Annotated in this window: 13 protein-coding genes; 4 read left to right on the top strand and 9 right to left on the bottom strand. The window is 31.4% G+C overall.

What is annotated here, in order from left to right; all coding sequences use genetic code 11:
• The 8 genes from tkt to dnaG form a co-directional block, all read right to left on the bottom strand.
• Positions 1-1,899, bottom strand: coding sequence for a transketolase (gene tkt / locus FBF22_RS07920; protein ID WP_002858974.1), 1,899 nt, complete (start codon positions 1,897-1,899; stop codon positions 1-3).
• A 9-nt stretch (positions 1,900-1,908) separates the two neighbouring features.
• Positions 1,909-2,754 (bottom strand): polyprenyl synthetase family protein, encoded by an 846-nt coding sequence (locus FBF22_RS07915; protein ID WP_002851379.1) that lies wholly within the window; start codon positions 2,752-2,754, stop codon positions 1,909-1,911.
• A complete protein-coding gene (locus tag FBF22_RS07910; RefSeq protein WP_002885437.1) occupies positions 2,751-3,845 on the bottom strand; it encodes a PDZ domain-containing protein in 1,095 nt (364 codons plus the stop codon). Before FBF22_RS07910 ends, FBF22_RS07915 begins: the two co-directional genes overlap by 4 nt.
• Complete coding sequence (locus FBF22_RS07905) at positions 3,842-4,153, bottom strand: YbaB/EbfC family nucleoid-associated protein (RefSeq protein WP_002851172.1); 312 nt, start codon at positions 4,151-4,153, stop codon at positions 3,842-3,844. Before FBF22_RS07905 ends, FBF22_RS07910 begins: the two co-directional genes overlap by 4 nt.
• Positions 4,154-4,156: 3 nt before the next feature.
• Positions 4,157-5,440 carry a UDP-N-acetylmuramoyl-L-alanyl-D-glutamate--2,6-diaminopimelate ligase gene (locus FBF22_RS07900; protein ID WP_002885436.1) on the bottom strand — a complete coding sequence of 428 codons (1,284 nt, stop codon included), beginning with the start codon at positions 5,438-5,440 and terminating at the stop codon, positions 4,157-4,159.
• A complete protein-coding gene (locus FBF22_RS07895; RefSeq protein ID WP_002851410.1) occupies positions 5,424-5,975 on the bottom strand; it encodes a hypothetical protein in 552 nt (183 codons plus the stop codon). Before FBF22_RS07895 ends, FBF22_RS07900 begins: the two co-directional genes overlap by 17 nt.
• Positions 5,962-6,234, bottom strand: a complete 273-nt coding sequence (locus FBF22_RS07890) for a NifU family protein (RefSeq protein WP_002858971.1) — start codon at positions 6,232-6,234, stop codon at positions 5,962-5,964. Before FBF22_RS07890 ends, FBF22_RS07895 begins: the two co-directional genes overlap by 14 nt.
• An 81-nt stretch (positions 6,235-6,315) precedes the next feature.
• On the bottom strand, positions 6,316-8,133 hold the full coding sequence (gene dnaG / locus FBF22_RS07885; protein ID WP_002871885.1) for a DNA primase: 1,818 nt from the start codon (positions 8,131-8,133) through the stop codon (positions 6,316-6,318).
• Between the two features lie 69 nt (positions 8,134-8,202).
• Here dnaG and FBF22_RS07880 point away from each other — a divergent pair, with 69 nt between their 5' ends.
• Genes FBF22_RS07880 through aroC form a run of 4 tightly spaced genes read left to right on the top strand, consistent with a single transcriptional unit; the run spans position 8,203 to position 11,365 of the window.
• Complete coding sequence (locus tag FBF22_RS07880; RefSeq protein ID WP_002871884.1) at positions 8,203-9,189, top strand: CDC27 family protein; 987 nt, start codon at positions 8,203-8,205, stop codon at positions 9,187-9,189.
• On the top strand, positions 9,176-9,616 hold the full coding sequence (gene rnhA / locus FBF22_RS07875; RefSeq protein WP_002871883.1) for a ribonuclease HI: 441 nt from the start codon (positions 9,176-9,178) through the stop codon (positions 9,614-9,616). The genes FBF22_RS07880 and rnhA overlap by 14 nt, the downstream gene beginning before the upstream one ends.
• Positions 9,603-10,277 carry a ribonuclease III gene (gene rnc, locus FBF22_RS07870; RefSeq protein WP_002851153.1) on the top strand — a complete coding sequence of 225 codons (675 nt, stop codon included), beginning with the start codon at positions 9,603-9,605 and terminating at the stop codon, positions 10,275-10,277. Before rnhA ends, rnc begins: the two co-directional genes overlap by 14 nt.
• A complete protein-coding gene (gene aroC / locus FBF22_RS07865; protein ID WP_002871882.1) occupies positions 10,277-11,365 on the top strand; it encodes a chorismate synthase in 1,089 nt (362 codons plus the stop codon). The genes rnc and aroC overlap by 1 nt, the downstream gene beginning before the upstream one ends.
• Positions 11,366-11,450: 85 nt before the next feature.
• Here aroC and FBF22_RS07860 read toward each other — a convergent pair whose 3' ends face one another.
• Complete coding sequence (locus FBF22_RS07860; protein WP_002871881.1) at positions 11,451-12,434, bottom strand: MnmA/TRMU family protein; 984 nt, start codon at positions 12,432-12,434, stop codon at positions 11,451-11,453.
• Positions 12,435-12,515 lie beyond the last annotated feature (81 nt).

The following is a 12,515-nucleotide window of genomic DNA, read 5'->3' as shown; positions in this document are numbered from 1 at the left end:
TTATTTGCTAAGGATAAAATTTACAAGCTTTGAAACGCTAAATCCAAAGTGTTCAAACACATCTTTGTCTTTGCCACTTTCTCCAAAACTTTCTATGCCATACACTTTATGGCAAAATTTATAAAGTTCATTAGAATGTGCTGCTTCAACACCTATAACTTCACCTTTTAACAATCTTTCTTGATAAGCTTTATCTTGTTTTTCAAAAAGTTCAAAACAAGGCATGGAAACAACATTACAAGCAAAACCTTGTTTTTCAAGTTCGTTTGCACTTTCTAAACAAAGCCAAACTTCACTTCCACTTGCTAAAAGTGTAAATTTAGCCTCTTTGCTTTCTTTGAGTAAATACGCTCCATTTTTTACATCTCCAAAAACAGGTTCATTTAGAGCTTTGAGTTTTTGGCGTGAAAGCAGAAAAGCACTCGGAATATCAGCATTTAGGGCTATTTGCCAAGCTTTGACATTTTCCACCCCATCAGCAGGTCTAAAGGTTAAAAAATTTGGCATAGCTCTAAAAGTGCTAAGTTGTTCTATAGGTTGGTGTGTTGGTCCATCTTCGCCCACGCCTATGCTATCGTGTGTGAAAATGAAAAAATGTTTGATTTTCATTAGAGCTGCTATTCTTGCGGCAGGTTTTAAGTACTCGCTAAAGATGAAAAAAGTTGCCGAAAATGGTAAGAAAATTCCATATCTTGCAAAAGCATTGTTAATCGCTGCCATAGCGTGTTCTCTGATACCAAAATGGATATTTTTACCTTCTACAAAGTCTCCCATACTGTGAAGTTCTGTTTTATTCGAAGGGCCTAAATCTGCACTTCCACCTAAAAATCCTTCTAAATTTTTAGCTAAAACATTTAAAATTTCACCATTACTATCTCTTGTAGCAAGATCTTTTCCTTTAAAATCAGGATAAGCTATCTTGTTAAAATCAGGATTTAATAGCCTTTCTAAAAGTTCTTTTTTAGCACTTTTTTCAAGCTTATCTTTCCATTTTGCTTCTTCTAAATCCCCAAGTTCTACAGCACTTTCAAAGCGGATTTTGCTTGCTTGTGGGATATGAAAACTGATATTTGGATCAAAACCTGCTTGTTCTTTGGCTTTTTTAATCACTTCTTCACCCAAAGGTGCGCCATGGCTTTTATGACTGCCTTCAAGCTCTCCTGCACCCTTTGCTATAGTTGTTTTTGCGATGATAAGACAAGGTTTTGTGGATTTTTTAGCTTGTTCTAAGGCTTTATTGATTTCTTCATAATCGTGTCCATTTATACTTAAAACTTCAAATCCTTGTGCTTCAAAACGCATTTTTACATTTTCGTTAAAGGCTAAACCTACATCGCCTTCTATGGAGATATTGTTGCTATCATAAATAAGTATGAAGTTATCAAGTTTGTGAAGTCCTGCTAAAGAACAAGCTTCATAAGAAATGCCTTCTTGTAAATCCCCATCTCCGCAAAGACAATAAATTTTATGATCGATTAAATCACTGCCTAGCAAATTTTGTGCTTTTTTTGCTGCCATAGCAAAGCCTACAGCATTGGCAACGCCTTGTCCTAAAGGGCCTGTAGCGATTTCTACTCCAAGAGTTGAAATTTCAGGGTGTCCAGGGGTTTTAGAATGAAGTTGGCGGAAATTTTTAAGATCTTCTAAGCTTAAGTCATAGCCGCTTAAATGTAAAAAACTATAAAGCAAAGCACTTGCATGTCCGCCTGAAAATACAAGTCTATCGCGGTTTAGCCAAGTGGGATTTTTAGGATTGTGTTTTAAATGATAACTTAAAACACTTAAAATATCTGCTAAACCCAAAGGTGCACCTGGGTGTCCTGAGTTTGCTTTTTGCACCATATCGGCACTTAAAAATCTTAGAGTATTTGCCTGTTCTTGTAAAATTTGAATGTCCATTTTTTGCCTTTATAAGTATTGAATTATTAAATTTTGTATCATTTGTGCGAGTTTTTCATTAAGTTTTTCTAAGTCTTGTTCGCATTCACTAAGAAGATTTTCTTTTGTTTTTATGGCTTGTTCAAGTCCAAGTAAATTGACAAAAGAATTTTTATGAATATCGTTGTTAGTAGGCTTTCCGCTTTGTTCTTGACTTGTGGTTACATCGATAATATCATCATTGATTTGAAAAATCAGTCCTAGTTTTAAACCAAGTTTGTAAATTTGATTGCTTTCTTCGTTGTTAAGTTCGCAAATTTCACAACCCATTTTTAAAGCTGCAGCGATTAATCTTGCGGTTTTATGTGTGTGTAAAAACTCAAGTTCATTTAAACTCAGTCTTTTGTCTTCAAAAAAACAATCAATAGCTTGTCCTATGACCATTCCATTAAGTCCTGCATTAAAGGCAAGGGTTTTGATGAGTTTGATTTTGATTTCATCTTTTAAATGAGCATGACTTAGAACTAAAAAAGCTTCAGTATTTAAAGCATCACCCACTAAGATGGCTGTAGTTTCATCGTAGCTTTTGTGTAAGGTTGGAATTCCTCGTCTAAAGTCTGCATTATCCATAGCGGGTAAATCATCGTGTATGAGTGAATAAGTATGGATAAACTCCAAAGCTAAAGCCACATCTAAAGCTTGATTTAAAAGTTCAGGTTTATTGCTTTGTACTACGCTTAAAAGCAATTGTGCGCGAAAATGCTTTCCCCCCGCTTTTAACATAAGTGCTAAAGCTTCATTAAAAAAAGGATGAAAGCTTTCAACTTTAGGTAGATTTTTTTCTAAGTGATGGATAAAAAGTTCTTTTAAATTCACTTAGTAAGCCTTATGAAAAATTGAAATTTACCATCGCCACCTGAGTTGGCATTTCCGCCTAGTTCATTGTTGAAATTTGATAAAGGTAATTTAGTACTTTTGCGTTCAATTAAGATGCTAAAGTCATTACCAGCACTTAAAATATTTTGTAATTCTTTAAAATTATTTAAAATAATATTATTAACGCGTAAAATTTTATCTCCTACCATAAATCCTGCATTTGATGCTTTTGATTTTGGATCTATTTTGGTTACAACAAGACTAGTATTAACCGTTAAACCAAGATTGCTTGTGAAATTTGTAATTTTTGGTTTTGGTTTAGAATCAGGAAGGTTAAATTTGCTCAAATCTTTTGCAAAAACTTCAGTAGAAATATTTAAATCCATATTATCACGCAACACTTGAAAATAAAGAGTGCTTCCGCGATCTGCAAAAAGAATTTTTTCATTGAGTTTTCTTAAATCATTGGCGGGCAAGCCATCAACACTTACAACTTGATCGTTGATTAAAAATTGTGGATTTTTTCTTACATTGTTAACATAAATTTTATTTTCTCGAACAACAAAATCAACACCAATATCCCCCCAATAAACATCGTTATATTTCATAAAATGTTTTAAATAGCGATTGCCTATAAAAGAGCTATTATTTAAAGCAATCCCCATCATTTCACAGCATGGAGTCCCTAAAAGTCCTATTTTAGAATTAAAATCAAGTTGATCTTTTTCATCAATATTTTGAGCTAAATACTTAATATGCCCTATATAAGGTTTATTAGGATCCCAAATTCCAACCCAATCATTACGAGTAAGTTTTTCTTCATCACCCATAGGAGTAGGGATTAGGCTAAAGTCAGTTCTTACAAGATATAAATTTAAAAATGGATCGTATTTTACATATTTGTTAAGCTTAGCATTAGGCTGTTTTAACACAGCAAGTAAATTTTCACTGAGTGCAAAAGCTGGTATTCCTTCATAGTTGAGCATGCTTGCCTTATTTCTTTCATAACCTGCTAAAAAATCTTCAAATTTAGGTCTTTCTATACCAAAAGACAAAGTAAAAAGCATGCAAATAATTAAAATTTTTTTCATAATTTCATACCTCCAAAACCGCCTAAAACATCATTCGCCATACTTGAACGATTTTGTGCAACCATAGCCAAAACATCATTAATTGCAGAAATAAGTAAAATTTGCAAGGATTCTTTATCTTCAAGTAAAGAATCATCAATGCTAACATCGATAATTTCACCCTTTCCATTGGCACTTACTTTAACAAGTCCTGCTCCACTTTTGGCACTAAATTCACGATTTGCAAGTTCTAGTTCTATATTTTTTGCTTTTTCTTGAACTTGATTTAAAAGTTCTCCCATTTTAGAAAAATCCATATTTTCAAACATTGATTATCCTTGATTTTTTAAAATTTCATTAACAACTACTTTATCACTAAAAGGATATTTTATCCCTTTAATTTCTTGAGTAGTTTCATCACCTTTGCCTAAAATAACGACTAAATCGTCATTTTCTTTTAGTTCTAAAGCTCTTTTTATAGCTTCTTTTCTATCTTCTATCATTAAAACTTTTTCTTTTTTAGTAAAGCCTGATAAAATTTCTTCCATGATGGTTTTTGGTTCTTCGCTGCGTGGATTGTCACTTGTAATGATAGCAATTTTTGCAAAATGTTCGACGATTTTTCCCATTAAAGGGCGTTTGGTTTTATCTCTATCTCCACCTGCTCCAAAAACAACGATGAGTTTTTTATTTTTAAGAGTGTCAAGCACTTTTTCAATGCCATCGGGCGTATGAGCAAAATCTACAATCACACCTTTTGCTACTTGTTCTACCCTGCCACAAACCCCGCCAAATCCACTGATAGCTTTTTCCAAGTCTTTTAAATCAGGCTTTACGAGTTCATTCACACAAGCACTAGCAACTAGAAGATTGTAAAGATTAAAAAGTCCTAGCAAGGGCGAGTCTATGTGAAAAGTTTGATTTTTATTTGTTACAATAGCACTAATGCCTTCTTCTAAAGAATAAGCTTTGATTTGATATAAAGCAGGATTTTCTATGCCATAAGTAAAAGCATTACGCACATTAAATTTAATAGCCAAAGCATCTTTGTTGATAAATTTTAAACTCTCATCGGTAAAAAAAAGTTCTTTTGCTTCTTTATAATTTTCAAAAGTACCGTGAAAATCTAAATGATCTTGAGTGATATTGGTAAAAATTTTAGCAGCAAAATTTAAGCCTTCGATGCGGTTTTGAATTAAGGCGTGTGAGCTTACTTCCATGATGAAAAAATCACATTTTTTTTGAGTGGCTATTTGTAGGTATTCTAAGGTTTTAAGAATAGGGGAGGTGGTTAAGGATTTTTCATCGATTTGTTCATCGTTGATAAAAGCTCCTCTTGTCCCACAAAGCCCACACTTATAACCTAAATCCAATAAGATAGAATAAATCGCTGCTGCGGTTGTGGTTTTGCCATTGGTTCCTGTGATTCCTATGATTTGAATCTTTTCATCGATTTTTAAAAGTTTTTTACACTCATTTACATCAATGATTTTTGCACCTTTTTCTAAGGCTTGAGCGTGAAATTTAGCATTTTGTGTGGTTTGCAAAAAAAAGTATTCTTTTTCACACTCTAAGGTGTTATCTGTAATGAATGAATTTTCAAGTTTTAATTTCACTTTTAAATCCCATGAGTTTTTCTTGGAGTTTGATAAATCTATCATTTGCCCAAAAATGAGGCATAACATTTTCTATGTAATTTAAAGTCATATCTTTATAGCCATTATCAAGTAATTTTTCCAAAAAATCTAAAAAATCATCACGATTATCAATAACTAATTTAGTGCTGTTAATGATATTTTCAAAACTTTTTTGAAAGCCAAGTTCTTCTTCGCTTTTTAAAAAATCTTGATAATTTAGTGCATGCCCATCTTCAAATTCGTTTTCTTGTTTGTTTTCCTGTTTTTTAAATTCAATTGTACTTAAAATTTCTTCTAAGTCTTTATCAATGCTAGAGATTTTGTAATGTTCTATATAAAAATCAAAAAGTAAAGAAGCTTCTTTAGGAGATTTTAAAGCAAGATCACAAAGGCAGATAAAATTTAGCAAGCGTTTATTTTTGCGTTTTTCATAAGCCATAGAAAAATACATTTTTGCAGTTTTAAAATCTTTCTTGTAAAAATGTTCAATTCCAAGTTTTTTATAATTTTGCAAATTCGTCTGCTCCGCCGTTTAAATTGATTATAGTGATTTCCGGATGAATATCAATCTTAAGTTGCCTTTCAAGACCGTATTTTAGCGTTGTTCCACTCGATGCACAGCCTTTACAAGCTCCTATTAAATGGACATAAACGATCCCATTTTTAATTCCTAAAAATTCAAGCCCTCCGCCATCACGTTCAAGCATAGGCAAGCTCTTTTCTAAACTTGCTTTAACAGGATTTATAAGCTCTTCATCACTAAAAGGCATCATAATTTATCCTTAAAAATTTTTATATACTTTAGCGTGATTGTGTTTAAAAAAAGGTAAATTAAGGCTTGAAATTTAAATAAATTAAAAAGGTTCGTCATTATTTTGTATGCTAAATCCTAAATCATAAGCTGTAAAGTTTTTGTTACCAAAAATTCCATTTAAGTTTCTAAATGATTGTTGCAGAATTTCTTCGTTTTTTTCATATTTTAAGAAGCTTAAATATTCTTTTAAAAAATTATTTAATTCTTCGGTATTTAAATTTTTAATTAAAAGATTTAAATTTTTATCAATAAGCGTAAAAAGTTGTTTTTTTAATGCGAGTGTAGAATTTTTAATTTTTACATTGTTTAAAAAAGCTAAATTAACCTTGCAAATACCTAACAAGAATTCGCTATAGTTTAAATTTTTTCGAATATTTTTACTTTCAAATTCTCTAATATCACTATCTTCATAACCTTTTTTTTCTAAAATTTTATCCAATAAAATCTTATGTTTAAAACAAACACTATCACTAATTTGCTTAAAATCGTTACATATATCTGGATGCTGTTTTAAAAAGGCTATAAGTTCTAATTCTGCAATGTGAATTTTTTCTTTAGGAAAATTGTATTTATTTTGAGAAATTAAAGGGGTTTGTATGGTTTTTTTTGAATTTTGTGATAAGACAATAAATTTTTCATCCACTTTTAATAAATTTGAAACTAGACTAGTGTAAGAATTTGCCACTAAAGGTTCAAGATTAAAGGTGAATTTTTGTATAGTTTCTAAAGCTTTTTGTTTATCAAGAGCAGAAATTATGGAATGAGTGGATATTAAGCGTCTGATATAAAATTCACCAAGCTCTATTCCTTCATCGAGTATATTATGGAGTTTTGTGCTTTCATTTTTTGCTACGAGCTCAGCAGGATCTTTTCCGCCTTGCAAAATTGCCACTTTACCGTCTATTTTGTTTGTGCTTAATAAAAATGCAGATCGTGTCGCAGCTTTTAATCCTGCTTCATCATTGTCAAAACATAAAATCACTTTTGCATCATAACGGCGGATTAAGGGTAGATGATGTTCGGTTAATGCTGTTCCAAGAACTGCTACAGCATTGTTAAACCCTGCTTTGTGAAAAGCTATTGCATCCATGTAGCCTTCACATACTATTATTTCTTTTTTTTTGGCTATATTTTCTTTAGCGATGTTAAAAGCATAAAAAATTCTACTTTTATCAAAAAGTATATTTTGGGGTGAATTTACATACTTTGCCGGTACATTGGGATTTAAAGTGCGCCCTCCAAACCCTACCAATAAGTCTTTATGATCGTAGATTGGAAAGGTGATACGCCATATAAAACTTGCGTAAAATTCATTATTTTCATCTTTTTTTAAAGCTCCAACACTCATAGCATCTTCTAAAGGAATTTTTTGATTTTGCAATAATCTTATACTATCTTCACTTGCTCCTGCAAAACCTAATTCGAATTTGGCTATATCTTTGTCATTTAAAGCTCTCTGGTAAAGATAGGTTAAAACTTCTTTGTGGTGTTTGAGATTATCTTTAAAATACGCATTTAAGCTTGGTAGTATAGACTTTAGCTCTTTTTTATTTTCTTGTTTTTCTTTTGTATAACTCAAAGTAAAATTACTAAGGCTTGCAACTTTTTCAACTGCATCAGTAAAACTTAATTTTTCATAATCCATTACAAATTTAAAAGCATCTCCACCAGCCTTGCAGGCAAAACAATGATAAAAACCTTTGATAGGATTGATATGCATAGACGGGTTTTTATCTGCATGAAAAGGACAGATACATACAAAACTAGAGCCTTGTTTTTTTACTTCAATATAATTTTCTATAATATCAACAATATTAAGTCTTTGGGATAAATTTTCTATACTTTCTTTAGTTATCATTTTACAAACCTTGTTAAAATTATACAAAGATTTGGCTATAATTTGGCATAAAATTTTTAGAGCGAGACTATGGATTTTTTCTTTGTAGAATACAGAGACCCTTTAGTAGGGCTTATAATTTTAACCATTTTAGTATTTGTTGTAGCTGTTGCAAATTATATTTGGAAAATATTTGCTAACAAAGATGAAGAACAAAAGCTTGAAAAATTTATAAAAAAATTTGAAATGGATAACGCTCATAAAGAGTTATTAAGAAATAGTAGCTTGAGTTTTGGAAATTTAAGTTTTTTGGCTGAAATTTTTACTAAAAGCGGGGAATTTGAAAAAGCAACTCAAATTTATTTGATTGCTCTTGAAAAATGTAAAGATAAACAAGAAAGAGAATTTATTTTCCTTTCTTTAGCAAAAGTTTATTTTAAAGCAGGATTTTTAGAGCGTGCAAAAGAAGTTTTATTACAAGCTTTAAAACTGCGTCCAAGAAATATACAAGCCTTAAAACTTTTAAAAATTGTTTATTTAAAACTTCGTTCTTATAAAGAAAATTTAGAACTTTTAGAATGTCTTTTTGAGCTTAATGAAGATGTACAAAAAGAACATGATTTTATCAAAGCTTTAGAACTTTGTACTTTTAATATTACTGATGAAGAAAAAAAGAAAAAACTTTTAGAATTTAAAATAGAAGATAATCCTATGTTGGGGCGTTTAGTTTTTGAAAAATATCATATGTTTTTAGGGCAAAATTTTTTTGATATTTGTGATTTGCTTTATAGAGAAAATGAAGCGTTTAATTTAGAAAATCAAGATTTTTTAGAATTCTTTTATGCTTTGGGTAAAATTTCAAAGCATGATGATACGCACCAGTTTGTTTTTAAAAATTCTAACTTTAAAATGTTAAAAATTTTAAAAGATAATTCTTTTAATGCGGGGTTAGAATTTTCATATCGTTGTTCTGAGTGTAAAAATGTAATGCCTTTGTTTTTTTATCACTGTCCTATTTGTTATGAGTTTAATACTTGTAAAATTATTTATGAAGTGAAAAACAATGAAACACATTGAAATTTATACAGATGGTTCATGTCTTAATAATCCAGGTTTTGGCGGATGGGCTTATATTTTGCGTTATAAGGAGTATCAAAAGGAAGGTTTTGGAGCTGAGGCTAATACCACTAACAATAGAATGGAGCTAATGGCAATTATTGAATCTTTGAAGGCTTTAAAAGAGCCTTGTGAAATTTCGCTTTTTACAGATTCTAACCTAATGGTTCAAAGTATTAATGAATGGCTAGAAAGATGGATAAAAAAGGATTTTAAAGGTAAAAAAAATATAGATTTATGGAAGGAATATATTAAAGTGGCAAAATCTCATAAGATTAAGGCTTTTTGGGTAAAAGCACATAATGGACATTTGGAAAATGAAAGGTGTGATACATTGGCGCGTGAAGCTGCTTTGAAAATTGCAAGGGAAAATGATGAAAAACATTGAAAAGCTAGAGCAGAGTTTAACTTATGAATTTAAAGATAAAAATCTTCTTATACATGCTTTAACCCATAAAAGTTTTAAAAAATCTTACAACAACGAACGCTTGGAATTCTTAGGTGATGCCGTGCTTGATTTAGTTGTAGGTGAATACCTTTTTCATAAATTCGCCAAAGATGCTGAAGGAGATTTATCTAAGCTTAGAGCAGCTTTAGTGAATGAAAAGTCTTTTGCAAAAATTGCAAATAGTTTAAATTTGGGCGATTTTATTCTTATGAGTGTTGCTGAGGAAAACAATGGAGGAAAAGAAAAGCCTTCTATACTTTCAGATGCGTTAGAAGCCATTATAGGTGCTATACATTTAGAAGCTGGGTTCGAGTTTGCAAAAACTATTGCTTTAAGGCTTATAGAAAAAAATTTCCCTCAAATTGATGCAAAAATTCTTATAAAAGATTATAAAACAAAATTACAAGAGATTACACAGGGAAAAATCGGACAAACTCCGCAGTATGAAACAGTGCGTGCTTTTGGCCCTGATCATTTAAAGCAATTTGAAATTGCTTTAATGCTTGATGGTAAAGAACTTGCAAGAGCTATTGCAGGAAGCAAAAAAGAAGCACAGCAAATGGCAGCAAAAATTGCACTTGAGAAATTAGGAGCTTTATAGTGAATACCTTTGGTACGAGATTGAAATTTACAAGTTTTGGTGAGTCTCATGGTGTGGCTGTTGGATGTATTATTGATGGAATGCCTGCTGGGGTTAAATTTGATGAAGAATTTTTGCAAAATGAGCTTGATAAACGCAAAGGCGGAAGTAAATTTGCAACACCAAGAAAAGAAAGCGATAAAGCTCAGGTTTTAAGCGGGGTTTTTGAAGGATATACAACGGGTCATCCCATAGCTATAGTAGTTTTTAATGAAAATGCTCATTCTAAAGATTATGATAATTTAAAAGATCTATTTCGTCCTGCTCATGCGGATTTTACTTATTTTTATAAATATGGCATAAGAGATCATAGGGGTGGGGGTAGATCAAGTGCTAGGGAAAGTGTTGCTAGAGTGGCTGGTGGTGCAGTTGCAGCCATGCTTTTGCGTGAATTTGGTATTTGTGTTCAAAGTGGTGTTTTTGGAGTAGGAACTTTTGTATCAAATTTAAAAGAAGAAGAATTTGATTTTGAATTTGCTAAGAAAAGTGAAATTTTTTGCCTTGATCCAAAACTAGAAAGTGACTTTAAAAATGAAATTTTAAATGCTAGAAATTCAAAAGATAGTGTAGGCGCTGCTGTTTTTACAAAAGTTAGTGGTATGCTTGTGGGACTTGGAGAAGTTCTTTATGATAAGTTAGACTCTAAATTAGCTCATGCTTTAATGGGAGTTAATGCTGTTAAAGCAGTTGAAATAGGCGAAGGTATTAATGCAAGCAAAATGCGCGGATCGTGTAATAATGATGCTTTAAAAGATGGCAAGTTTTTAAGCAATCATAGCGGAGGAATTTTAGGAGGAATTTCAAATGGAGAAAATCTTATTTTAAAAACTTATTTTAAACCTACTCCTTCTATTTTTGCTAAGCAAGAAAGTATAGATAAATTTGGCAATAATTTGGAATTTGAACTCAAAGGTAGGCATGATCCTTGTGTAGGTGTTAGAGGAAGTGTTGTAGCTAGTGCTATGGTGCGTTTAGTTTTGGCTGATTGTCTGCTTTTAAATACGAGTGCGAATTTAAACAATTTAAAAAATGCTTATGGATTAAAATAAAAAAAGCCCATTTTCATGGGCTTGATTGCAATATTTTGAAAAGATTCAAATACTATATCGCTTGTTTTGCTAAATACTTTATACTTTAACTAATAAAAAATTGATTAATATCAGCCTTATTTTCAAAAGCTATACTTGTATAAGCTTGATTTTTAAATTTAAGTTCATAGCTTTTTCCTGCTTCGTGTTTAGTATAGGTAAGGGCTATTTTTAAGGCAAGTTCTAAGTCTTTTTCTGAAATTTTTTCATCTACCAAAGAGTAAGCTCCGATTAAATCTCCAAGTTCTATTACTTCATATTTAGGAGTTTTTAAACCTTTTAAAAGAGTATTTTCAAGTTCATTTCTACCTATGATCATTTTAGCTCCATTGGGTAATCTTAAATGACGACCATATTTTAAAAGTTGTGCGTCATTAACCTGCATATCTTTGTCAAATTCTATGAAATCTCGAATTTTTTTAGCAAAACTATCAAGAGTTAGCAAACAACCTCCACCTGGGCTTTCAAAGTCTTCTAATCCAAATTTAGCTGCAAGTTCAAGTTGTCTTTTACGACTTCTTCCGCTAATACCTTCGAGTTTTTCTCTATCTACCCAACCTTCTCTTTCAGGTTTGGTTAGAGGTAGGTTTTTTGCACACATAGGACGCAAGATTAAATCTTCTTCATCAAGAGCAAGTTTTTTAACCTTTGCCATTGCATCACTTCTTTGACTCATAGGGCGTTGTCCTAAAACTTCTCCTGTGATGATAAAACTTGCATTTTCTTCTTTTAACATAGCAAGAGCAGTTTTAAACATAAAAGCATGACAATCTATACAAGGATTAAAATGTTTGCCATAGCCATATTGTGGATTAAAAAGCACTTCTTGAAGATAGGAATTTCTTACATCTATCATTTCAAAATCCGCACCTACCATCGCTGCACGCTTTTTCATGATTTCGCTTTTATCACTTGTGCTTCCAAAACCTATGTTGATATTTAGAGCTTTAACTTCTATGCCTTGTGCAGTGATGAGTTTCATTGCAAGCATACTATCAAGCCCACCGCTAAAAAGAGCTAATGCTTTCATTGATTCCTTTCTGAGATTATAAAGTTTTTTAAGATTTTGTCGATTATAAAAGGTATAATTTTAACTAAAAAATCTTTAAAA

The organism is Campylobacter sp. CFSAN093260 (assembly GCF_012890095.1).
GTDB lineage: Bacteria > Campylobacterota > Campylobacteria > Campylobacterales > Campylobacteraceae > Campylobacter_D > Campylobacter_D jejuni.
This window is presented reverse-complemented; position numbering and strand designations above follow the sequence as displayed.